Here is a 21,847-nt window from a genome sequence, read left to right on the forward strand (position 1 = left end):
GTAATCTCCCGTAGGAGCCGGCTTGCCGGCGATGAGGTCCTTCCAGCCCATAAAGATCACGCCATGACCACCCCAACCCCCTGCTACCACTGCGCCCTCCCCGTCCCGTCGGGCAGTCGGTTTACCGCAGTGATTCTCGGCGAGCGCCGCGAACTGTGCTGCCCGGGCTGCCAGGCAGTGGCCGAAGCGATTGTGGCCGGCGGACTGGAAAGCTATTACCAGCATCGCAGCGAAGCCTCGGCCAACCCCGAAGCGCTTCCCGTGCAACTGGTGGACGAACTGGCGCTCTACGACCGCGCGGATGTGCAGCAACCCTTTGTCCGGCATGAAGGCGAACTGGCCGAAACCACCCTGCTGATGGAAGGCATCAGCTGCGCCGCCTGCGGCTGGCTGATCGAGAAACACCTGCGCAGCCTGCCGGCGGTGGCCGAAGCGCGACTGAACCTGTCCAACCATCGCCTGCATGTGCGCTGGGCCGACAGCCAGTTGCCACTGAGCCAGGTGCTCAGCGAACTGCGCCTGATCGGCTATGCAGCGCATCCCTACCAGGCCGACCGCGCCTCCGAGCAACTGGCCAGCGAAAACCGCCTGGCCCTGCGCCAGCTGGGCGTGGCCGGGCTGCTGTGGTTCCAGGCGATGATGGCGACCATGGCCACCTGGCCGGAATTCAATATCGACCTGAGCCCCGAGCTGCACACCATCCTGCGCTGGGTCGCGCTGTTTCTCACCACGCCGATCGTGTTCTACAGCTGCGCGCCGTTTTTCAAGGGTGCCCTGCGTGACCTGCGTACCCGCCACCTGACCATGGACGTTTCCGTGTCCCTGGCGATTGGCGCCGCCTACATCGCCGGGATCTGGACCTCGATCACCGGGGTCGGCGAGCTGTACTTCGATGCCGTGGGCATGTTCGCCCTGTTCCTGCTGGCCGGGCGCTACCTGGAACGCCGCGCCCGCGAACGCACCGCCGCCGCCACCGCGCAACTGGTGAACCTGCTGCCGGCCTCGTGCCTGCGCCTGGGTACTGACGGCCAGAGCGAACGCATCCTGCTCAGCGAACTGCGCCTGGGCGACAAGGTGCTGGTGCACCCCGGCGCCATCCTGCCGGCGGACGGCAAGATCCTCGATGGCCAGTCGAGCATCGATGAGTCCCTGCTCACCGGCGAATACCTGCCGCAACCGCGCAGCATCGGCGATGCGGTCACCGCCGGCACCCTGAATGTCGAGGGCGCGCTGACCGTGGAAGTCCTGGCCCTGGGGCAGGACACGCGCCTGTCGGCCATCGTCCGCCTGCTGGATCGGGCCCAGGCGGAGAAACCGCGCCTGGCGGAAATCGCCGACCGCGCCGCCCAGTGGTTCCTGCTGTTCTCCCTGATTGCCGCGGCCGCCATCGGTCTGCTCTGGTGGCAGCTGGACGCTTCCCGGGCCTTCTGGATCGTCCTGGCGATGCTGGTCGCCACCTGCCCCTGCGCGCTGTCCCTGGCCACCCCGACCGCGCTGACGGCCGCCACCGGCACCCTGCACAAACTCGGCCTGCTGCTGACCCGCGGCCACGTGCTCGAAGGCCTGAACCAGATCGACACGGTGATTTTCGACAAGACCGGCACCCTCACCGAAGGGCGCCTGGCCCTGCGCTCGATTCGGCCCCTGGGCGACCTCGACAGCCAGCAGTGCCTGGGCCTCGCCGCCGCCCTGGAAAACCGCTCCGAACACCCGATTGCCCGGGCCTTCGGCCGCGCGCCGCTGGCCGCCGAGGAAGTCCTGAGCATGCCCGGGCTGGGCCTGGAAGGCCTGGTGGGCGAGCAACGCCTGCGCATCGGCCAGCCCGCCTTCGTCTGCGAGCTCAGCGCCTGCACGGTCCCGGCGATGCCGGACGAAGCCGGCCAATGGCTGCTGCTGGGCGATACCCAGGGGCCACTGGCCTGGTTTGTCCTTGACGATCGCCTGCGCAGCGATGCGCCGGCCTTGCTGGCCGCCTGCAAGGCGCGGGGCTGGAACACCCTGCTGCTCTCGGGCGACAGTTCGCCGATGGTCGCCAGCGTCGCCGCCGAACTGGGCATCGACGAAGCCCGCGGCGGCCTGCGCCCGGACGACAAGCTGCAGGTGCTGCAACAACTGCATCGCCAGGGCCGCAAAGTGCTGATGCTCGGCGATGGGGTCAACGATGTCCCGGTGCTGGCCGCCGCCGATATCAGCGTGGCCATGGGCTCGGCCACCGACCTGGCCAAGACCAGCGCCGACGCGGTGCTGCTGTCCAACCGCCTGGACGCGTTGGTGCAGGCCTTCAGCCTGGCCCGTCGCACGCGCCGGATAATCATCGAGAACCTGCTGTGGGCCGGGCTGTACAATGGCCTCATGCTGCCGTTCGCCGCCCTCGGCTGGATCACTCCGGTATGGGCCGCCATCGGCATGTCCATCAGTTCGTTGACCGTGGTGCTCAATGCCCTGCGCCTGACTCGCCTGCCGCGTCAGCCCCAGGCCGAGGCCACGACCCAAACCCGCCCGCTGCCGGCCTGAGCCGCGCGGGCATGGAGCCTACCCATGCCAGCTCTCTACGTGATGATTCCGGCGGCGCTGCTGATCGTGGCCATCGCCATCTACATCTTCTTCTGGGCGGTCGACAGCGGTCAGTACGATGACCTCGATGGCCCCGCCCACAGCATTCTGTTCGACGACCAGGACCCCAAGCACACCGCCGCGATCGACGAGGCCAAGGGCCAGCCGGCGGCCGAACAGCCGCCGCACAAAGACCAGGCGCCGCCCCATGCTTGAGCTGGCGCCGCTGCTGGTTTCCGCGGTGATCCTCGGCCTGCTCGGCGGCGGTCACTGCCTGGGCATGTGCGGCGGCCTGATGGGCGCCTTGACCCTGGCCATTCCCCAGGAGCAGCGCAGCCGGCGCTTTCGCCTGCTGCTGGCCTACAACCTGGGGCGCATCCTCAGTTACGCCACCGCGGGCCTGCTGATCGGCCTGGCCGGCTGGGCCGTGGCCAGCAGTCCGGCGGCCATGGCCCTGCGCGTGCTGGCCGGTCTGCTGCTGATCGCCATGGGCTTGTACCTGGCCGGCTGGTGGAGCGGCCTGACCCGTATCGAAAGCCTTGGACGCGGCCTGTGGCGGCATATACAGCCCGTGGCCAACCGCCTGCTGCCGGTGTCGAGCCTGCCGCGCGCCCTGCTGCTGGGCGCGCTCTGGGGCTGGCTGCCGTGCGGCCTGGTGTACAGCACCCTGCTGTGGTCCGCCAGCCAGGGCAACGCCCTCGACAGCGCCCTGCTGATGCTGGCCTTCGGCCTGGGTACCTGGCCGGTGCTGCTGGCGACCGGGCTCGCGGCGGAGCGGGTCACCGCACTGCTGCGTCGGCGCAGCGTGCGCATGGCCGGTGGCCTGCTGGTGATCCTGTTCGGCATCTGGACCTTGCCCGGTCCGCATCAGCACTGGTTGATGGGCCACTGAGGCTGCCGGCCATCGCCAACAACCATACAAGGCCCGCCCGGCAGGCAGCGCGCACCCGCCAGCCTTGATGCAAATCAAGATGGCCCGGGCGCCAACCCCCTAGACTCGCGAACACTGCCTGCCTACCGGGGGAATTCCCGCATGCTCGACGCCATTCGTTGGGACACCGATCTGATCCGCCGTTACGACCTGGCGGGACCGCGCTACACCTCTTACCCCACCGCTGTGCAATTCCACAGCCAGGTGGGCACCTTCGACCTGCTCCACGCCCTGCGCGAAAGCCGCAAGGCGCTGCGCCCGCTGTCGCTGTACGTGCATGTGCCGTTCTGCGCGAACATCTGCTACTACTGTGCCTGCAACAAGGTCATCACCAAGGACCGCGGGCGCGCCCTGCCCTACCTGCAGCGCCTGGAACAGGAAATCCAGCTGATCGCCTGCCATCTCGACCCCGGGCAGAAGGTCGAGCAACTGCACTTTGGCGGCGGTACCCCGACCTTTCTCAGCCATGACGAACTGCGGCAACTGATGGGCCATCTGCGCCAGCACTTCAACCTGCTGGACGACGACTCGGGCGACTACGGCATCGAGATCGACCCGCGCGAAGCCGACTGGTCGACCATGGGCCTGCTGCGCGAGCTGGGGTTCAACCGGGTCAGCATCGGCCTGCAGGACCTCGACCCGGCGGTACAGCGCGCGGTCAATCGCCTGCAGAGCCTGGAAGAAACCCGGGCGGTGATCGAAGCGGCGCGCACCCTGCAGTTTCGTTCGATCAACATCGACCTGATCTACGGCCTGCCGAAACAGACGCCGGACAACTTCGCCCGCACCGTCGAGGAAGTCATCAACCTGCAGCCGGACCGGCTGTCGGTGTTCAACTACGCGCACCTGCCAGAGCGCTTCATGCCGCAACGGCGGATCAACAGCCACGAGCTGCCGGCCCCGGCGGAAAAACTGCAGATGCTGCAGCGCACCATCGAACAACTGACGGCCGCCGGTTACCGCTACATCGGCATGGATCATTTCGCCCTGCCCGACGACGAGCTGGCGATCGCCCAGGAAGAGTCGACCCTGCAACGCAACTTCCAGGGCTACACCACCCATGGCCACTGCGACCTGATCGGCCTGGGCGTCTCGGCCATCAGCCAGATCGGCGACCTGTACTGCCAGAACAGCAGCGACCTGAACCAGTACCAGAACCTGCTGGGTGGCGCGCAACTGGCCACCAGCCGTGGCCTGGTGTGCAATCAGGACGACCGCGTCAGACGCGCGGTGATCCAGCAGCTGATCTGCAACTTCAGCCTCGACTTCGAGACCATCGAGCAGCAGTTCAACATCGACTTTCGCGGGTATTTCGGCGAGCTGTGGCCACAGCTGCAAGCCATGGCCGAAGACGGCCTGATCAAGCTGAGCAACGAAAACATCGAAGTCCTGCCTGCCGGGCGCCTGCTGGTGCGTTCGGTGTGCATGGTGTTCGACGCGTATCTGGAGCAACAGAATCGACAGCGTTTTTCCCGGGTCATCTAGGGGCATCAGGCGCGGCAGCCTGAGCGCCAGACGCGACAACTTGTCGCAGATTGCGGGCAAAAACTGTCGGGAGAGACAGGGCGCAAGCAAGCCTGATACTTGACGCCGAGACAATCGGCGAGTGCAAGTGACGGCCAGCGCTGGAAATACCTTGAACGGACTGCACGAGCGCACTTTTCCGGAGTGGCCTGGAGGCCACAAACGGACAGCTTTACGACTAAGCGCCAATACGGCACGGACTGGCCGGAACCTCCTCCCGTGAGTTACCCTTACGGCTTATGTGTGTTTTCCCACAAGGATTCTATTGAATGTCCGAGCCAGTAAAACTGCGCGCTCACAACCAGGCCCATTGCAAGGATTGCAGCCTGGCCCCCCTCTGCCTGCCACTTTCTCTGAATCTGGAAGACATGGATGCGCTGGACGAAATCGTTAAACGCGGTCGCCCCCTGAAAAAAGGCGAGTTCCTGTTTCGCCAGGGCGACGCATTCGACTCCGTCTATGCTGTGCGCTCCGGTGCGCTGAAGACCTTCAGCCTCAGCGACAGCGGCGAAGAACAGATCACCGGCTTCCACCTGCCCAGCGAACTGGTCGGCCTGTCCGGCATGGATACCGAGATCCACCCGGTTTCCGCCCAGGCCCTGGAAACCACGTCGGTCTGTGAAATCCCCTTCGAACGCCTCGACGAACTGGCCCTGCAGTTGCCCCAACTGCGCCGCCAGCTGATGCGGGTGATGAGCCGCGAGATCCGCGACGACCAGCAGATGATGCTGTTGCTGTCGAAAAAGACCGCCGACGAGCGCATCGCCACCTTCCTGGTCAACCTGTCGGCACGCTTCCGCGCCCGGGGTTTCTCGGCCAACCAGTTCCGCTTGAGCATGTCGCGCAACGAGATCGGCAACTATCTGGGCCTGGCGGTGGAAACCGTGTCCCGGGTGTTCACCCGCTTCCAGCAGAACGCGTTGATCGCCGCTGAAGGCAAAGAGGTGCACATTCTCGACCCGATCCAGCTGTGCGCCCTCGCCGGCGGCTCCCTGGAAGGCTGAGGCAGAGCCCCCGCCCGAGCCAAGCGGCTCGGGCGAGGCTATACTGGCGCGCTCCACTTCATGCCCGCCAGGACACTGCCACGATGGCCTTCGATTCCTTCGACATCAAATCCCTGATCCGCCCAGTCATCGACTTCCCCAAACCGGGCGTGATCTTCCGTGACATCACCCCGCTGTTCCAGTCGCCCAAGGCCTTGCGCCTGGTCGCCGACAGCTTTGCCCAGCGCTATGTCGAAGAAGACTTCAGCCATATCGGCGCCATGGACGCCCGCGGCTTCCTGATCGGCTCGATCCTCGCCTACCAGCTGAACAAACCGCTGATCCTGTTCCGCAAGCAAGGCAAGCTGCCGGCCGACGTGCTTGCCGAGGGTTACCAGACCGAATACGGCGAAGCCTTTCTCGAGGTCCATGCCGACAGCCTGTGCGAAGGCGATTCGGTGGTGATGTTCGATGACCTGATCGCCACCGGCGGTACCCTGATCGCCGCGGCCAACCTGGTGCGCCGCATGGGGGCCAGCGTCTACGAAGCCGCCGCCATCATCGACCTGCCGGAACTGGGCGGCTCGCAGCGCCTGCGAGACATGGACATTCCAACCTTCTGCCTGACGCAGTTCTCGTTGAGCGAACGGTAAATCGCTGCCATTTGGGTTGCCAGGGCCGGCGCTATCGCGAGCAAGCTTCGCTCCTACAGGGGCCTCCGGCAGGTCTACAGCCCCATCTGCTTGCTGATGATTTCGTTCATCACTTCCCGGGTGCCGCCGCCGATGGAAAGGATGCGGTTGTCGCGGTACAGCCGCTCCACCAGGCTTTCGCGCATGTAGCCCAGCCCACCGAGAATCTGCACGGCATCGTGGGTGATGCGATCGGCCGTATCGGTGGCGAAGTTCTTGGCCATGGAAATCTCCTTGATCACACTCTGGCCCGCCGCCATCTTCGCTGCCTGGCGATAAGTGAATTCGCGGGACACCTCCAGCGCGGTCGCCATCTCCGCCAGACGATGCTTGATCACCTGGAACTTGCCGATGGGCTTGCCGAACGCCTCGCGCTCCCGGGCCCACTTCAGGCTCTCCTCCAACGCCAGCTGCGCGGTCATGTTGGCCATCAGGGCCAGCGCCAGGCGCTCGCTCTGGAAGTTGCCCATGATGCAGGCGAAGCCCATGTTCTCGACCCCGATCAAATGGCTGGCCGGCACCCGGCAATCGTCGAAAAACAGCTCGGCGGTATCCGACGCCCACCAGCCCATCTTCTTCAGTGGCCGGCCGACGGTGAATCCCGGCGTGCCCTTGTCAATCAGCAGCAGGCTGATGCCGCCGAAACCAGGCTCGCCGGTGCGCACGGCCACCGTGTAGAAGTCGGCGCGCACGCCGCTGGTGATAAAGGTCTTGCTGCCGCTGACGCGGTAGCAGTCGCCATCGCGCAGCGCCCGGGTCTGCAGATTGGCCACGTCCGAACCGCCGCCGGGCTCGGTAACCGCCAGGGCGCTGATCTTCTCGCCCGCCAATACCTGCGGCACCACCCGGTCGCGGACCTCGGGGCGCGCCCATTTGACGATCGGCGGCAAACCGATGTCCAGCGAGCCCAGGCCCGCCACCAGGCCGCCGGAGCCACAACGCATCAGTTCCTCGCTGGCGGCGATCTTGGCGAACAGGTCGCCCTCGTGGCTGCCGCCCAGGGCTTCTGGATAGCCGATGCCCAGGATGCCGGCCGCGCCAGCCTTGAGGTACAGCTCGCGGGGGAAGCCTTGCGCCTCCTCCCATTGATCGATGTCCGGGAGGATTTCCCGCTCGACGAAACGTCGAACGCTGTCGCGGACCAACTGATGGCTAGGGTCGAAGTATTCCTGGCAGGCAGACATCGGCAAGCTCCTCTGAAGGTTGAGGAAACTTACCTAGCGCTTGCTTGGTTTTCAAGAAAAGTCGCGTTTAAGCGACAGAGCGCGGCCAGCAAGCAAGCCCCTCTGGCAGCGGCGAGCTTGCTGGCCAAAACGCTTACAGGCTGATTGGCTTGCGCCCGGCAAACGAGTGCGCCAGGGTGCCGCCGTCCACCAGCTCCAGCTCGCCGCCCAGGGGCACGCCATGGGCGATACGCGAGGTGATCAGGCCTTTGTTGGTCAACAGCTGGGCAATGTAATGGGCGGTCGCCTCGCCTTCCACCGTCGGGTTGGTGGCCAGGATCACCTCGGTGAAACTGCCCTGCTCTTCGATCCTGGCCAACAGTTGGGGAATACCGATGGCTTCCGGGCCGAGGCCGTCGAGAGGCGACAGGTGGCCCTTGAGCACGAAATAGCGACCGCGATAACCGGTCTGCTCCACCGCATAGACATCCATCGGCCCCTCGACCACGCACAACAGCGTGTCGTCACGGCGCGGATCGGCGCATTGCGGGCACAGATCGTCCTCGGTGAGGGTGCGGCACAGGCGGCAGTGGCCCACGCCCTCCATGGCCTGGCTCAGCGCCTGGGCCAACCGCGTACCGCCGCTGCGGTCGCGCTCCAGCAGCTGCAAGGCCATGCGCTGGGCGGTTTTCTGACCCACGCCCGGCAAAGTGCGCAGGGCATCGATCAGTTGGCGAATCAGGGGGCTGAAGCTCATGGGGAAAGGTCCGACAAAACGACGAGACGCGGTTTATACCCGCGCCTCCGATTAGCGTCAAATGCTCAGTCCGGGGCGACCCGCACCACCAGCTTGCCGAAGTTGCGCCCTTCCAGCAGCCCGATGAAGGCTTGCGGCGCGCGCTCCAGGCCGTCGACCACATCCTCCTTGAACTTGACCTTGCCTTGCAGCACCCAGGGCGCCATGGCGCTGACAAACTCCGGTTGCCGATCGCCGTAGTCGTCGAACACGATAAACCCCTGGATGCGCACGCGCTTGGTCAACAGCTGGCGCTGCAACAATGGCAGGCGGTCAGGCCCCGGCGGCAATTCCTGGGCGTTGTACTGGGCGATCAGCCCGCACAGCGGAATCCGCGCCTTGGGGTTGAGCAACGGCAACACCGCATCGAACACCTTGCCGCCGACGTTTTCAAAGTAGATGTCCACGCCCTCGGAGCAGGCCTGCGCCAGCTCGTCGGCAAAATTCGGGCTGTGGTGGTCGATACAGGCATCGAACCCCAGCTCCTCGACCACATAGCGGCACTTGTCGGGACCACCCGCCACACCGATCACCCGCAGCCCCTTGATCTTCGCCACCTGCCCCACCACCGAGCCCACAGCCCCCGAGGCCGCGGCCACCACCAGGGTCTCTCCGGCCTTGGGCTGGCCGATGTCCATCAGGCCCATGTACGCGGTCATGCCCGGCATACCCAGCACGCCCAGGGCCATCGAGGGGCTGGGCAAACCCGCCGGCACCGGTATCAGGTTACGGCCATCGGAAATGCTGTGGCTTTGCCACCCGGTGGCACCCACCACCAGGTCGCCCTCCTGGAATTTCGGATTCAGCGAGCGCTCGACCCGACTGACCGCGCCGCCGGTCATCACTTCGTTGATTTCCACCGGAGCGGCGTAGGACGGCGCATCACTCATGCGCCCGCGCATATAAGGGTCCAGCGACAGATAAAGGGTCTTGAGCAGCACCTGGCCATCCGCCAGATCCGGCAACGCCACCCGCTCCAGGCGAAAGTTTTCCGGCACGGGCGCGCCCTGGGGCCGGGAGACCAGAACGATGCGCTGGTTGAGGGTCAATGCTTGCGACATCAGAGCAACTCCTTATCGAGAATTGAATCGGGCCATACAGAGTGCAGACCATCGTACAGCGCCCAGCGTTCGATGTTTCTCCTCCCACAGCCGCGGCCGCAGGCTGCGATCGGTTGCACGGCAATCGCAAACTCTGCAACCGCAATCATCCAGCCAGACCCCATCGCCTGAATGACGACCGCTGCGCGCTCGTTCGCAGCCTGCGGCAGCGGCTACGGGCGGCACAAACAAAAATGCCAGGCGCGATGCCTGGCATTTTTAAGTCCGACCGATGCGCTGGCGCGAATCAGAACGGCAGTTTCATACCCGGTGGCAGTTGCATGCCAGCGGTCATGCCGGACATCTTGTCCTGGCTGTTGGCTTCGATCTTGCGCACCGCGTCGTTGACGGCAGCGGCGAACAGGTCTTCCAGCACTTCGCGGTCATCTTCGCTGACGCCTTCCAGCAGGCTTGGGTCGATGCTCACGCGCTTGATGTCGTGACGGCCGGTCATGACCACGGTGACCATATCGCCACCCGCCTTGCCGGTGACTTCGGCGTTGGCCAGCTCTTCCTGCATCTTGGCCATCTTTTCCTGCATCTGCTGCGCCTGCTTCATCAGGCCGGCCATGCCACCTTTCATCATGGGAATCACCTCAAAGTACTTGGATAAAAACAGCGCCCGGCCTCAAGGCCCGGCGCCCTTCAGTTATTAACCCTGGCTGACCAGGGCCTCGACAGGTTCAATAGTATCGTGACGGACCACCGCGCCGAACTCCCGCACCATCTGCTGGATGAACGGATCGCCGTGGATCGACTCCTCGGCTTCGCGCTGGCGATTGGCACGGCGACGCGACGCGGCCTGGGCCGGGGTTTCCTGCTCGGGCTTGATCAGCTCGATGCTCACCGTCAGCGTGCGCTGGTGATACTGGTTCAGGGCATCGTTCAGGCGCCGCTGCTGAGTGGCGTTGAACAGGGCGCTGTGGGCCGGATCCAGGTGCAGCAACCAGTTGTCGCCCTCGGCGGCGATCAAGGTGCAGTTGGCGGCGATGCTCGCCGTCATTCCGGAAATCGGCAGTTTCGGGAACAGCTCCAGCCACTCCAGCGCCAGGCCGGTGGCCGGCTGGGCAGCCGGCAGCGGCTCGGGTTCCGGCTCGGGATCGGCGGCGTGTTCGCTGGCCAGTTCGTCCAGGTAGCTGTAGGCCGAATCCATGTCCGGCTCGATGTAGTCTTCGTCCAGCGGCGGCTCGTCATCCAGGTCGATGCCCGGTGTCGCGGCATCGACCTCGGCAACGCTGGGCTCCGGCACCGGGGCACTGACCCATTCCGGCGCATCCGGCACTACGCTGTCCGGGGTCGGGGTCGGCATCGGGGTCAGCTCAGGCTGCTCCGCGGCGGTCTCCAGCACGGGCTCGACGGCCGGCTGCTGTGCGACGACTGGTTCGACCGGGTCGTTCCACGGCAGGTCGACCACCTCTTCGGCGGCGACAGGCGCGGCTTGCGCTGGCGTCTCGACCACAGGCTGTGGCGCAGGCGCCACGGGCGCTGCTGGAACAGGCGCGGGTGCAACGACAGGGGCAACCGCTGGAGCGGCCTCGACCACCGGCGCCGCAACCGGAGCGGCGGCAACACTTACCGGAGCAGCAACGGCTGCGCCAGCCACGGATTGAGCGGAATCAACTGTGGCCTGGCTGATCCCCACTGGCTTTAGCGGCTGTCTCGGCGCATCTGCCGAGTCCGCTGGCCGGAAGGCGAGCATCCGCAGCAGGACCATCTCGAAACCACCGCGCGGGTCCGGCGCCAGCGGCAGGTCACGCCGGCCGATCAGGCCCATCTGGTAATAGAACTGCACATCTTCGGCCGGCAACGCCTGGGCCAGGGCCAGCACCCGATCGCGGTCGCCATGCCCGTTGTCGACACCGTCCGGCAAGGCCTGGGCAATGGCCACGCGGTGCAGGACGTTGAGAATCTCCGACAGCACGCCGTTCCAGTCCGGGCCCTGTTCGGCCAGGTGGCGCACAGCCTCGAGCAAGGCCTTGGCATCGCCGTTGATCAGCGCATGCAAGACGTCGTAGACCTGGCCGTGATCGAGAGTGCCGAGCATCGCCCGCACATCGGCGGCCATGACCTTGCCTTCACCGAAGGCAATGGCCTGGTCGGTGAGGCTCATGGCATCGCGCATCGAACCGTCGGCGGCGCGGCCCAACAGCCACAACGCGTCGTCTTCGAACGGCACGTTCTCGACGCCCAGCACGTGGGTCAGGTGCTCGACCACCCGCTCCGGGGTCATGTTCTTCAGGGAGAACTGCAGGCAGCGCGAAAGAATCGTTGCCGGAAGTTTCTGCGGGTCGGTGGTCGCCAGAATGAATTTGACGTAGGGCGGCGGCTCTTCCAGGGTCTTCAACAAGGCGTTGAACGAGTGGCTGGACAGCATGTGCACTTCGTCGATCAGGTAGACCTTGAAGCGTCCGCGGCTCGGTGCGTACTGCACGTTGTCCAGCAGCTCGCGGGTGTCCTCGACCTTGGTCCGGCTCGCGGCGTCGATCTCGATCAGGTCGACGAAACGCCCTTCGTCGATCTCGCGGCATACCGAGCAGGTGCCACAGGGTGTGGAAGTAATGCCTGTTTCACAGTTCAGGCATTTGGCAATGATCCGCGCGATGGTGGTCTTGCCCACCCCGCGGGTGCCGGTAAACAGATAGGCATGGTGCAGCCGCTGGCTGTCCAAGGCATTGATCAGAGCCTTGAGCACATGGGTCTGGCCGACCATTTCGCGAAACGAGCGCGGACGCCATTTACGTGCAAGAACCTGATAACTCATCGAAAACCGTCGCAACTGGGAAGCGGAAGCCCGTAATGCTAGCGGAGCAAGGGCGAAATTGCATCCGGTGCGCTCGTCTAATCTGGCTAAGCTGCTTTTTGTCAGGCTCGTCAGCGGCCTTTTCCTGCGTGGAGACTCTATGCGTTTAGCCTTGGGCGCCTTTCTGCTGGTTGCCATGAATGGTTTTGCCGCAGAACCGGCCCTGCGCTTCTCGATCCCCGACAGCTGGGCCATGCCCGTGGTACAGATCGAACGTGGCCGGCCCACCCAGGGCATTCTCCACGACATGATGGCCAGCCTCGCCACCCAGGTCGGCACCCCGGCCGAATTCCACGTCCTGGCCCGGGCCCGCGTGCAGGCGGCCATGGATCACGGGGAAATCGATGTCCGCTGTTATGCCGCCCAGTCCTGGCTGCCCAACCAGGCCGGCGATTACGTCTGGAGTATCCCGCTGTTCATCCAGCGCGACCTGCTGATCAGCCGCGAGCAGCCCACGCTCCCGGTCATTCCCAAGGACCTGCCGACGCAACCCATCGGCACTGTCCTCAGCTATGTCTACCCTTCCCTGCAACCCTTGTTCGACAGCCACCAGTTGCTCCGCGACGACGCACGCAACCAGGAACAGGTACTGCAGAAACTCTGGGCCGGCCGCTACCGCTACGCGGTGAGCAACCAATGGACGCTGGACTGGTTCAATCAGACCTTGCCGCCCGAGCAGCAACTGCACAGCGTGGCCATCCTGCAGGAACAGGCGGTCGGCTGTGTCATCCGCAACGATCCGGCGCTACCGGTGCAACGCGTGCTGCGCACCTTGTTGCGGATGAAAATGTCGGGAGAGATCGACGACCTCATCGGCCTGTACACCGGCCGCAGGCCGACCGAGAGCGCCCCGCAGAGCTACGAGGCACCTTAGGCGTCAGCCGACTTCGTCCTGCGGACACCATTCCAGCGGCGGCAGGAAGGTCGCCACCCAACCCGGCACCTCGCTGGCCGGCATGGGCGGGGCGATGAAATAGCCTTGCGCCACGTCGCAGCCCAGCGACATCAGCAACTCGCCGTGCTCCATGCTTTCCAGGCCCTCGGCCACCACCTGCCGGTCAAACGCCCGGGCCAGGCCGATCAAGGCCTGGGTCAGCGCCAGGTCACCCTGGTCGTGCAGCATGTCGCGCACGAACATGCGGTCGATCTTGATGGTCTGGGTGCGCAAGCGCTTGAGGTAACTCAGGGACGAATGCCCGGTTCCGAAATCCCCCAGGGAAAACTGCACCCCCAGCGCCTGGCAGGCCTCGAGGCAAGCGCTGACATGCTGGATATTCTCCACCGCCACCGCCTCGACGATTTCCAGGTCCAGCAACTGCGGGGCAATCTGCGGATGGCGCTCGAGCACCGCCTTGAGTCGGTCGACGAAATCCGCCCGCTGGAAATGCCGCGCTGCGATATTGACGCTGATCGGCCAGCGCTGTCCGGCCAGTTGCCATTGCCGCAACTGGGCCATGACCTGCTCCATCACCCACTCGCCGATATCGACGATCAGGTCGGTCTCCTCCACCAGCGGCAGGAACTCCCGAGGCGCGACCATGCCCCGCTGTGGATGCTGCCAGCGCAGCAACGCCTCGAAACCCACCACCTCGCCGCTGCGCATATTGACCTTGGGTTGAAAGTGCAGGCACAGCTCGCCGGACGCCAACGCCTGCCGGACCCGCTCCACGGTCTGGTGGGTAGCCTTGACCTCGCGGTCCCGCGACACATCGAACAAGTGAAAGCGATTGCGCCCGCTCTGCTTGGCCACGTACATCGCCTGGTCGGCATGCCGCAGCAAAGTGTCGGCGTCATCGTTGTCGGCGGGAAACAGCGTCACGCCGATGCTGGCGCAGACGTTGATCTCCTTGTCCTGGATCAGATAGGGCGTGGAGATCACCCCCAGCACCCGATGCAACGCCGCCCGCAACTCGCGAATGTCGCGCACATGGCGCAGGATCAGCACGAACTCATCCCCGGCCAGGCGCGCCACCACGTCTTCGCCGCGAATGATCGAGCGCAGGCGCGCCGCTACCTCCACCAGCAACAGATCGCCGCTGGCGTGCCCGTAGCCATCGTTGACCGCCTTGAAGCCGTCGAGATCGAGCATGCACACCGCCAGCGCGATGTTCTCCTTGCGCGAGTAATCCAGCGCCTGGTTGAGCAGGTCGGAAAGGAAGGAACGGTTGGGCAAACCGGTCAGCACATCGTGGCCGACCCGCCATTGCAGCGAGTGCAGCAAGCGCCGTTTTTCGCTGATATCGAAGCGGATCGCCACATAACGCTGGACCCGACCAGTGGCCTCATCGAGCAAAGGTACGACGGTGCTGTCGACCCAATACAAGGTCCCGTCCTTGGCCCGGTTGCAGATCTCGCCCTTCCAGACCTGGCCCAGGGCAATGGTGCGCCACATGCTGCTGAAGAATTCGGGAGGGTGCAGGCCGGAGCCGAGAATCCGGTGATTGGCGCCCAGCAGCTCTTCTCGGCTGTAGCCGGAAATCGAACAGAACTGGTCGTTGACGTAAGTGATCCGGCCGGTCAGGTCGGTCTCGGAAAAAATGGCGGCTGCATCCACGGCCCTGCGGTATTTCTCATCCATGAGTCTGACTCACTGTCGCTAGCGGTTGAACCGCTCGACCAGGGCACGGAGCCCGGAAGAGATGTTTGGGCGTTCACTCTCAATATTTTCGCAATCCCAGGCAGGCCTGGGCTGCTGGTCCGAAAATATCTGTTCAACAGAGGTGACCGGCACATTCAGACGCACGTTAAAACTCCATAGACAGCATTCGACAATGCCAGCCCAGACAAGCCGGCAAGAGGCCGACTCACGGAAAATGGCGCACCGTCTTGCCCCACCTGACACAATTGCAACCGTACAGCGACCGACACCGTCATTGACCTTCGAATCGACGAAGACCAACTAAAATCACTTAAGGATCAGCCGAATTTGGCGGGTGGGACACTGGCAATCATCAGCGAGACGTTCGCGCCTGCGCCATACCCTCGATTCTGGTGAACAAGGAAAATGCAATGAGTTCTTGTTTCATCAGTTCATCTTCTGAAACTAGATCACCAAATGCCTGTCCGAAGCGTCGATTCTACGAATTGCATCACATTTTGCAAGGCAAGGTGATGAATCATGGCGTTGCCTAATGCAAAGATTTATCGTTAAGTTCTTGATTCTAAATGGGAATTGAGCGATGCAAATTTCAAGTTTGGGTCCAGCCATCAGGCGTTACCGCAAGGTAGCGGGGCTTACTCAGGCTGAACTAGGCGAAAAAACCGGTTTTGACCCTAAAACCATCAGCCGCTTCGAAACCGGCACCTACACCCCCAGTGTGGAAGCGCTGTTCCTGCTGGCCGATGTACTGGGAGTGAAGCTGAAAGCCTTTTTCGCAGATCTGGGCGACGAAGACGAACAGCGGGCGTATCTGTTCGGTGTCATTCACAAAGCCACCCCGAAGGACCTGGGAAAGCTGATAGCAGCGGTAGACCTGGCCTTGTCCAAGCCTTAGAGCCGAGCAACACGCAGAGGAGGCAGCCCTATCGAAGCCGATAGCCTGCCTCCTTTTTATTTCCCCCAGATGACTCCTGACAGGAACTGACAACGGCGCCCCTTAAGCTGGCGTGCGCAGCCCAACCTTTCCAGGAGTCCGGATGATCGCTACCAGCACTTACCTTCTGCTATACGTCGACAGCCCCGCCACCAGCGCCAATTTCTACAGCCGCCTGCTGGACAGGCCGCCGGTCGAGCTGTCGCCGACCTTCGCCCTGTTCATCCTCGATTCGGGGCTCAAGCTCGGCCTCTGGTCCAGGCAGGATGTCGAGCCAGCCACCCAGGTCGCCGGTGGCGGCGGCGAATTGGCCTTAGGGGTGGCCGACAACCAGACCGTCGACCGACTGCACAGCCAATGGGCCGAATCCGGCGTGAGCATCGCCCAGGATCCGACCGCCCTGGACTTCGGCTACACCTTCGTCGCCCTGGACCCGGACGGACATCGACTCAGGGTGTTCTGCCCGACCCTGGAGTGAACGGGAGTCGCGGCGATAGCCTCCGGCAGTACCGAGCGACGCCGCGACCAACGCCCCTCCAACTGCATCGCCATCACGCTGCCGAGGACGATCGCCGCCCCCACGACCACCGCGCCATGCACTCGCTCATGCAGGACCAGCGCTGCCAGCAGCATGGCGATTGGCGGTATCAGGTACATGGCGATGGACGCGCGGCTGACCTCGACCCGCGCCAGCACATAGGCCCACGCCAGGTAAGCCAGCGCACTGGGAAACAACCCCAGCAGCAACACCGCCAGGTTCACCCGCCACGGTGCCTGGACCACCGCGACCGCCAGCCCCGGCCAATACAGGCTCAACAGCAAGGTGCCGGCCCAGACCATGTAGCAGACGGTGGTCAGCAGGTCGTAACGCCCCGAATAACGCCGCTGCAACACGAAGTACAACCCCCAGGAGAAGGCCGCCAGCAGTACGAGCAATCCCTGAGGCTTGATCGACGCCACGCCCTGGTCGCCCCAGACCACCACGACCGCGCCGAGCAACCCCAGCCCGACACAGCCCCAGCGCCAACCGCTGACTGGCTCCCTCAACCAGAAAAACGCAATCAGGGTGCTGAAGATCGGCGCCGACTGCGCCAGCACACTGGACGCCCCCGCGCTCAAACCCTGCTGGCCATAGTTGAGGCTGACGTGATGCAGGGTGATGGCGAAAAAGCCCAGCACCAGCAACCAGGGCAGATCACGCCAGCGTGGCAAGGTGATTCTTTTCACCAGGGCAATGGCGCCCATGAACAGTGAGGCAATCAGAAAGCGCAGCAACGCCAGATGGCCAGGCTCGTAACCCTCCAGGCCGATATGGATACCCACCGGGGAATAAGCCCAACACAGAATGACCGCGGCGGTCGCCAGGACCAGTTTCAACGCAGGGGAGATGCTCAAGACACAGGCACTCGGTAGCACAAGGAAGGCCTTCAGTCTCCCGCCCGCCACAACTCACCACAATTAACGGATACTGAGACCAGACCTCACTGGAAATGAGCAATGGAACTGAGCCAGCTGAAGATGGTGAAAGCAGTCGCCCGTACCGGCAGCATTGCCCGGGCGGCCGAACAACTGCATTGCGTGCCCTCCAACATCACCAACCGCCTCAAGCAACTGGAAGGCGAGCTGGGCACCAGTCTGTTTATCCGCGCGGGCCGCGGGCTGAAAATCAGTCCGGATGGGGAAATCTTTCTGGGTTACAGCGAGCGCATCCTGGCCTTGGTGGATGAAGCCAAACGCGCCGTCGATCGCCAGGCCGAACCCAGCGGCATCCTGCGCATCGGCGCCATCGAGTCCTGTGCCGGCGGACGCCTGCCGCCGCTGCTGGCGGAGTTCCATCAGCGCTTTCCCCAGGTCACTCTGGAGCTGGTAACCGGTACCTGGTCGCAGTTGTTCGAAGAGCTGCAACACCACCGGATCGACGGCGCATTGGTTGCGGTCGACACGCCCCAGCCAAAGCTGGAGCGCACCGCCCTCTACAGCGAGCCCCTGGTGCTGGTCGCCAGCGCCGATGCGGCACCTGTACTAAGCCCGCGCGACCTGCAAGACCAGACCCTGTTCATGTGGCCCGGCGGCTGCCCTTACCGCCGCGCCCTGGAGCATTGGCTGAACGCCCACGACGTGACCGCGACCATCATCGGCTATGCCAGCTGGGGCACCATCATCGACTGTGTCAGCGCCGGTGCCGGCATGACCCTGGCCCCGGAAGGCGTGCTCGAGCGCTACACCCTGTCCGCGGGCCTGACGCGCCACCGCTTCGCCGACCTGCAGCCGATCGACATTCGTTTTGTCTGGAACAAGGAAATAGAACGCCACACCGCACGGGACGCGTTTGCGCAGTTGTTGCAGGAACGATTGGGGAAATGAAACGAGCGACTGGCCTTTGAATACACCTTGTAATGTTGACCTGGATAAACGTCGGCTGACGCTTTTCCGTCAAATACAGAATGAGCAAAGGCCGAATGCAAAAAAGGGTTCATTTTTAATGAACCCCTTCTTATGGAGCCTGTTAAATAAATCAGAGCAGCGAGCAAGAATCCGACATCGGAACTTTCGCCACATCGCCTTTACCTGTGCAAAGCAAGGTAACCTTCGAACCTTTTTTGAGACTGACCAACTGCTCAGCATCAGACTTTTCAAAGGCAAATTGCGGCTCCATGAACTGATTCACACCACCGCGCAACGTTACATAAGGCTGCCCCATGAAGTTGGTGTTGATATCTGCAACAGTGCCCGACACCTTGAACTTCTTACCCTTGAACTGCTGGTCAGCCGCGACCGTGTTTGCATCATAAGCCGAGGCAATAGCAGAGGCAGTTACGACAGGCATCGCCGCCAATTCAGCGACTACCTTAGCCTTTTCAGCTGCAGCCTGCTCTACACGCTGCTGCTCAAGCGCCGCAGCTTCGGCTTGCTTTTGCTCAGGAGACTTCATTGCGTTGGAAACCATCCCGATAACCACCAGGCAACCAAAGATGATACCTACCCACTTAAATAATTTCTTCACGCCCTTCTCCCTACCCTTTTGAATAACTTCCGTAACAACATCCATGCCATGACACAAATTGCGTATCAAAGCGGCGAGGATTCTCCCCAATAGCAGGAAGGGAAGCAAGGCAAAGGGCCATTAAAGGTTTAACAGGCAATGAAGGAGTAAAAAATATCAGAACGGAGAGTCAGCGCAGATCATCAATATCGTGCGTTGCTACAGAAAGAACTGAAGAGGGGCATAAACAGAGGGGCGACTATGAATCGCTTGGGCGTTATGGAGGCAACCCCACCAGCCACACCCCGGCACACAATGTCACCGCTGCGGCTGCTCCCTTCCAGGCCTGACCGGGTTCACGGCTGATCGTTGCGAGGGGACCAATGGGGTCACCATAACGACGCTCACCTGACGGCGAGCCGCGCCATTGTACCTATCTGCGGCGAAGTTACAACCGCTCTGTAAAGATTAAAAAATCTGAACGGCTTCAAGTACTTGGATCATTACCCCTCTCCCCCGCCCGCTCGTCGATTTCTGTAGCCGCTGCCGCAGGCTGCGTTCGGTCGCGCAGCGGCCGTAATCGCGGATGACACGATGTTTCGGTTGCAGCTCGGCAAATGGCTGGCGACTGCTTCGCAGTCGATCGCAGCCTGCGGCAGCGGCTACAGGGGACCGCGCATGAGTGGAATGGCAGTTTTGCGGCGAGCTGGCAGTCGATTTTTCGCTTTGTTTTGTAAGGGGTTTCCTAGAAACTCTGGAACGCCTTTGGGCGGGTTGTACCCCTGAATTTGATCGGGCAGTCTGCGGGGGTCGTTGCAGTTTCAACGACCCGGATGTGGAAGTCTGGAAAAGTCATTGGTACAGCGCTCAACAGCGACTGCTGACGTTTTGCGTCCGCAGATCCGTGTTATGGCGACCATGCGTGGGGCACCTTCGGGTGCGCCGGGCTTTGGGTACCAAGGACTCCCCGGTCTTCCACACCCACGCATGGCTGCCACCCTCTCGTGTGGAAGCGAGACTGGCGGCTTTCATCTTTCAGAGAGTCGTAGGTACCCACATGAAAAAGCTCGTTCCCGATCCGCCACTCACTCCCCCGCGCCGACTACGCGATCCTGAACTGGATGCGGCGAATATCTCCCTGCTCCTGTCGCTCAACGACCAGCAGCAACCGCTGCTCACACAACTCAAAGAAACCCGCAGCCAGCCGTTCGGCCTGCGCGACGCCCAGCAGCGCCCACTGTTCGCGGTACAGGCCGGGGTGAATGCCGAAGAAGCCTTGATGCATGTTTCACTGCTGCTCAAATGCGCCGAAGAAGTCTCGGATGAAATCACCGAACAAGGCAGCGGCATCGAACGCGGGCTGATCTGGTCCATGGTGCATTCCGTGGAGATGGCTCGCGCAGTGGTCGATGCCCTGCTCGATGGCGTGCGCACAGCTCGCTAACCGCCCTTGGTAGGAGCGAAGCTTGCTCGCGACAGCATCGCCGCGGCCTTCTGCCGGACCGAGTCGCCTGCATCGCGAGCAAGCTTCGCTCCTGCAGAGGCAAGTGGTGGGTTCAGGCCTGTTCGAGCACTTCGTCGGCCTTGCCGCCAGCTTGCTGGATCACCAGGTGGATGAAGTGCAGCTTGGCGATCACCGCGGGCGGCAGGATGAAGGGATAGAAGTCGGGCTGACCCATGCTGCGTGACAATTCGTTGAGCATGCCCGCCAGTTCGATCCAGGCGTTGACGAAAGAGAGGAACGCCGGGCCGCCGGGATGCTGTGGGTCATACAGGGTGTCCAGCGGAAACGGCTGGTAGTCGAAGTCCATTTCCCGGGCGCTCATGCCGAAGCCCAGCGCGGTGTCCACCGCGTCCATCATGTGCAGGTAGTGGGCCCAGGTTTCCGCCCAGTCTTCCCAGGGGTGCATGGTGGCGTAGGCGCTGACGTAGGCCTGCGACCAATCGTTGGGCGCACCCTGTTGATAATGCCGGTCCAGGGCTTCGGCGTAGCTCGCGCGCTCGTCGCCGAACAGCGCGCGACAGGGTTCCAGCCAATGGCTGTTGGCGATCAGGCGGTCCCAGTAGTAATGCCCCACCTCATGCCGGAAGTGGCCGAGCAAGGTGCGATAGGGTTCGCGCATCTGTACCCGCACCTGCTCGCGATAGGCGTCATCGGCTTCCTTGATGTCGAGGGTGATCAGACCGTTGGCGTGGCCGGTCATGGGCGCCTTGCCCTGCCGATCGACACCGAGGAAATCGAAAGCCAGGCCAGCCTCTTCATCCTCGCTCTTGGCGATCAGCGGCAACCCCAGGCTCATCAGTTGCGCCACCAGGCGGCGCTTGGCGATTTCCACCTTGCGCCAGCGCTCGGGGTTTTCCACCACGCCAAGATCGGGAATGGTCCGGTTCAACCGGCACGCCATGCACAAGGTGCCGGCGCCATAAGCCGGCAGCAGCCAGCTACAGGCCGCCGGGGTATCGAGGTTGGCGCAGCGCCGGAACAGCCCCGCTTGCGGGTCGACGTCCAGCAGCCAGGTATCGACCTCCGGCCCTGGCTGCAGCGACGACAGGCGACTCTGTTCCGGTTGATAACCCAGGGCCGCCGAACAGGCCAGGCACTGACTGTTGCGAAAGAACAGCGACTGCCCGCAGCGGCACAACCAGACCTTGCTGTTGCGGCTGTTCTCACGGACAAAGGGCGCGGCGATACGGGAACTGAGCTGTTCGAAAAAGCGGTACATGGCGATCTCTCCCTGGGCTTGCCAAGACTAGATCATGGGAACGGGACTATTGTTCCATCACCTTGC

At 63.3% G+C, this 21,847-nt stretch carries 20 protein-coding genes and 1 other RNA gene; 11 read left to right on the forward strand and 10 right to left on the reverse strand.

Going from position 1 to position 21,847, the window contains the following annotated elements; all coding sequences use genetic code 11:
* Positions 1–63 precede the first annotated feature (63 nt).
* The 6 genes from PVZ78_RS16320 to PVZ78_RS16345 all read left to right on the forward strand — a co-directional run bounded on the left by PVZ78_RS16320 (position 64) and on the right by PVZ78_RS16345 (position 6,644).
* Positions 64–2,514: a heavy metal translocating P-type ATPase gene (locus PVZ78_RS16320; RefSeq protein ID WP_016704964.1), complete on the forward strand. Its 2,451-nt coding sequence runs from the start codon at positions 64–66 to the stop codon at positions 2,512–2,514.
* 24 nt (positions 2,515–2,538) lie between these two features.
* On the forward strand, positions 2,539–2,769 hold the full coding sequence (gene ccoS, locus PVZ78_RS16325; RefSeq protein ID WP_009047938.1) for a cbb3-type cytochrome oxidase assembly protein CcoS: 231 nt from the start codon (positions 2,539–2,541) through the stop codon (positions 2,767–2,769).
* A complete protein-coding gene (locus PVZ78_RS16330) occupies positions 2,762–3,445 on the forward strand; it encodes a sulfite exporter TauE/SafE family protein (RefSeq protein WP_009042956.1) in 684 nt (227 codons plus the stop codon). Before ccoS ends, PVZ78_RS16330 begins: the two co-directional genes overlap by 8 nt.
* Positions 3,446–3,586: 141 nt before the next feature.
* On the forward strand, positions 3,587–4,969 hold the full coding sequence (gene hemN, locus PVZ78_RS16335; RefSeq protein WP_009047937.1) for an oxygen-independent coproporphyrinogen III oxidase: 1,383 nt from the start codon (positions 3,587–3,589) through the stop codon (positions 4,967–4,969).
* Between the two features lie 308 nt (positions 4,970–5,277).
* Positions 5,278–6,012, forward strand: coding sequence for a Crp/Fnr family transcriptional regulator FnrA (gene fnrA / locus PVZ78_RS16340; protein ID WP_009047936.1), 735 nt, complete (start codon positions 5,278–5,280; stop codon positions 6,010–6,012).
* Positions 6,013–6,095: 83 nt separating this feature from the next.
* The gene (locus PVZ78_RS16345) at positions 6,096–6,644 is read left to right on the forward strand and encodes an adenine phosphoribosyltransferase (protein ID WP_009047935.1); all 549 of its coding nucleotides are present in this window, start codon (positions 6,096–6,098) and stop codon (positions 6,642–6,644) included.
* A 74-nt stretch (positions 6,645–6,718) separates the two neighbouring features.
* Here PVZ78_RS16345 and PVZ78_RS16350 read toward each other — a convergent pair whose 3' ends face one another.
* The 5 genes from PVZ78_RS16350 to dnaX all read right to left on the reverse strand — a co-directional run bounded on the left by PVZ78_RS16350 (position 6,719) and on the right by dnaX (position 12,503).
* Entirely contained in the window at positions 6,719–7,867 is a 1,149-nt protein-coding gene (locus PVZ78_RS16350) for an acyl-CoA dehydrogenase family protein (RefSeq protein ID WP_016704965.1), read from the reverse strand.
* 133 nt (positions 7,868–8,000) lie between these two features.
* Positions 8,001–8,603, reverse strand: coding sequence for a recombination mediator RecR (recR, locus tag PVZ78_RS16355; RefSeq protein WP_009047933.1), 603 nt, complete (start codon positions 8,601–8,603; stop codon positions 8,001–8,003).
* Between the two features lie 65 nt (positions 8,604–8,668).
* Positions 8,669–9,703, reverse strand: a complete 1,035-nt coding sequence (locus PVZ78_RS16360; protein ID WP_009047932.1) for an NADP-dependent oxidoreductase — start codon at positions 9,701–9,703, stop codon at positions 8,669–8,671.
* Positions 9,704–9,989: 286 nt separating this feature from the next.
* Positions 9,990–10,328 (reverse strand): YbaB/EbfC family nucleoid-associated protein, encoded by a 339-nt coding sequence (locus tag PVZ78_RS16365; RefSeq protein WP_009047931.1) that lies wholly within the window; start codon positions 10,326–10,328, stop codon positions 9,990–9,992.
* A gap of 66 nt (positions 10,329–10,394) precedes the next feature.
* Entirely contained in the window at positions 10,395–12,503 is a 2,109-nt protein-coding gene (gene dnaX / locus PVZ78_RS16370) for a DNA polymerase III subunit gamma/tau (RefSeq protein WP_009047930.1), read from the reverse strand.
* Positions 12,504–12,642: 139 nt separating this feature from the next.
* Here dnaX and PVZ78_RS16375 point away from each other — a divergent pair, with 139 nt between their 5' ends.
* Positions 12,643–13,416 carry a substrate-binding periplasmic protein gene (locus PVZ78_RS16375; RefSeq protein ID WP_273828953.1) on the forward strand — a complete coding sequence of 258 codons (774 nt, stop codon included), beginning with the start codon at positions 12,643–12,645 and terminating at the stop codon, positions 13,414–13,416.
* A gap of 3 nt (positions 13,417–13,419) precedes the next feature.
* Here the strand turns inward: PVZ78_RS16375 and PVZ78_RS16380 are convergent, their stop codons facing one another.
* Positions 13,420–15,120, reverse strand: a complete 1,701-nt coding sequence (locus PVZ78_RS16380; RefSeq protein ID WP_103331033.1) for a putative bifunctional diguanylate cyclase/phosphodiesterase — start codon at positions 15,118–15,120, stop codon at positions 13,420–13,422.
* 601 nt (positions 15,121–15,721) lie between these two features.
* Here PVZ78_RS16380 and PVZ78_RS16385 point away from each other — a divergent pair.
* A complete protein-coding gene (locus PVZ78_RS16385) occupies positions 15,722–16,036 on the forward strand; it encodes a helix-turn-helix domain-containing protein (protein ID WP_007922376.1) in 315 nt (104 codons plus the stop codon).
* A 142-nt stretch (positions 16,037–16,178) separates the two neighbouring features.
* Complete coding sequence (locus PVZ78_RS16390; RefSeq protein ID WP_080710511.1) at positions 16,179–16,553, forward strand: VOC family protein; 375 nt, start codon at positions 16,179–16,181, stop codon at positions 16,551–16,553.
* Here the strand turns inward: PVZ78_RS16390 and PVZ78_RS16395 are convergent.
* Positions 16,487–17,470, reverse strand: coding sequence for a DMT family transporter (locus tag PVZ78_RS16395; protein WP_273828954.1), 984 nt, complete (start codon positions 17,468–17,470; stop codon positions 16,487–16,489). The genes PVZ78_RS16390 and PVZ78_RS16395 overlap by 67 nt on opposite strands.
* Before the next feature lie 102 nt (positions 17,471–17,572).
* On the opposite strand from PVZ78_RS16395, the gene PVZ78_RS16400 reads away from it, so the two are divergent.
* Complete coding sequence (locus PVZ78_RS16400; RefSeq protein ID WP_038631201.1) at positions 17,573–18,439, forward strand: LysR family transcriptional regulator; 867 nt, start codon at positions 17,573–17,575, stop codon at positions 18,437–18,439.
* A 151-nt stretch (positions 18,440–18,590) separates the two neighbouring features.
* On the opposite strand, the gene PVZ78_RS16405 is transcribed toward PVZ78_RS16400, so the two are convergent.
* Together PVZ78_RS16405 and ffs are read right to left on the reverse strand one after the other, a co-directional pair.
* On the reverse strand, positions 18,591–19,079 hold the full coding sequence (locus PVZ78_RS16405) for an OB-fold protein (RefSeq protein WP_051408725.1): 489 nt from the start codon (positions 19,077–19,079) through the stop codon (positions 18,591–18,593).
* A 268-nt stretch (positions 19,080–19,347) separates the two neighbouring features.
* Positions 19,348–19,444, reverse strand: an RNA gene (gene ffs / locus PVZ78_RS16410) — signal recognition particle sRNA small type.
* A gap of 671 nt (positions 19,445–20,115) precedes the next feature.
* On the opposite strand from ffs, the gene PVZ78_RS16415 reads away from it, so the two are divergent.
* A complete protein-coding gene (locus PVZ78_RS16415) occupies positions 20,116–20,502 on the forward strand; it encodes a DUF6124 family protein (RefSeq protein WP_038631199.1) in 387 nt (128 codons plus the stop codon).
* Positions 20,503–20,614: 112 nt separating this feature from the next.
* Here PVZ78_RS16415 and PVZ78_RS16420 read toward each other — a convergent pair whose 3' ends face one another.
* Complete coding sequence (locus PVZ78_RS16420; RefSeq protein ID WP_273828955.1) at positions 20,615–21,781, reverse strand: zinc-binding metallopeptidase family protein; 1,167 nt, start codon at positions 21,779–21,781, stop codon at positions 20,615–20,617.
* Between the last annotated feature and the right edge of the window lie 66 nt (positions 21,782–21,847).

The organism is Pseudomonas sp. SBT1-2 (assembly GCF_028640875.1).
Lineage (GTDB): Bacteria > Pseudomonadota > Gammaproteobacteria > Pseudomonadales > Pseudomonadaceae > Aquipseudomonas > Aquipseudomonas chlororaphis_I.

Bases quoted from the DNA above. Each gene is read 5' to 3' on its own strand.
- PVZ78_RS16320 (WP_016704964.1), top strand. From the start codon at position 64: ATGACCACCCCAACCCCCTGCTACCACTGCGCCCTCCCCGTCCCGTCG.
- ccoS (WP_009047938.1), top strand. From the start codon at position 2,539: ATGCCAGCTCTCTACGTGATGATTCCGGCGGCGCTGCTGATCGTGGCC.
- PVZ78_RS16330 (WP_009042956.1), top strand. From the start codon at position 2,762: ATGCTTGAGCTGGCGCCGCTGCTGGTTTCCGCGGTGATCCTCGGCCTG.
- hemN (WP_009047937.1), top strand. From the start codon at position 3,587: ATGCTCGACGCCATTCGTTGGGACACCGATCTGATCCGCCGTTACGAC.
- fnrA (WP_009047936.1), top strand. From the start codon at position 5,278: ATGTCCGAGCCAGTAAAACTGCGCGCTCACAACCAGGCCCATTGCAAG.
- PVZ78_RS16345 (WP_009047935.1), top strand. From the start codon at position 6,096: ATGGCCTTCGATTCCTTCGACATCAAATCCCTGATCCGCCCAGTCATC.
- PVZ78_RS16350 (WP_016704965.1), bottom strand. From the start codon at position 7,867: ATGTCTGCCTGCCAGGAATACTTCGACCCTAGCCATCAGTTGGTCCGC.
- recR (WP_009047933.1), bottom strand. From the start codon at position 8,603: ATGAGCTTCAGCCCCCTGATTCGCCAACTGATCGATGCCCTGCGCACT.
- PVZ78_RS16360 (WP_009047932.1), bottom strand. From the start codon at position 9,703: ATGTCGCAAGCATTGACCCTCAACCAGCGCATCGTTCTGGTCTCCCGG.
- PVZ78_RS16365 (WP_009047931.1), bottom strand. From the start codon at position 10,328: ATGATGAAAGGTGGCATGGCCGGCCTGATGAAGCAGGCGCAGCAGATG.
- dnaX (WP_009047930.1), bottom strand. From the start codon at position 12,503: ATGAGTTATCAGGTTCTTGCACGTAAATGGCGTCCGCGCTCGTTTCGC.
- PVZ78_RS16375 (WP_273828953.1), top strand. From the start codon at position 12,643: ATGCGTTTAGCCTTGGGCGCCTTTCTGCTGGTTGCCATGAATGGTTTT.
- PVZ78_RS16380 (WP_103331033.1), bottom strand. From the start codon at position 15,120: ATGGATGAGAAATACCGCAGGGCCGTGGATGCAGCCGCCATTTTTTCC.
- PVZ78_RS16385 (WP_007922376.1), top strand. From the start codon at position 15,722: ATGCAAATTTCAAGTTTGGGTCCAGCCATCAGGCGTTACCGCAAGGTA.
- PVZ78_RS16390 (WP_080710511.1), top strand. From the start codon at position 16,179: ATGATCGCTACCAGCACTTACCTTCTGCTATACGTCGACAGCCCCGCC.
- PVZ78_RS16400 (WP_038631201.1), top strand. From the start codon at position 17,573: ATGGAACTGAGCCAGCTGAAGATGGTGAAAGCAGTCGCCCGTACCGGC.
- PVZ78_RS16415 (WP_038631199.1), top strand. From the start codon at position 20,116: ATGAAAAAGCTCGTTCCCGATCCGCCACTCACTCCCCCGCGCCGACTA.
- PVZ78_RS16420 (WP_273828955.1), bottom strand. From the start codon at position 21,781: ATGTACCGCTTTTTCGAACAGCTCAGTTCCCGTATCGCCGCGCCCTTT.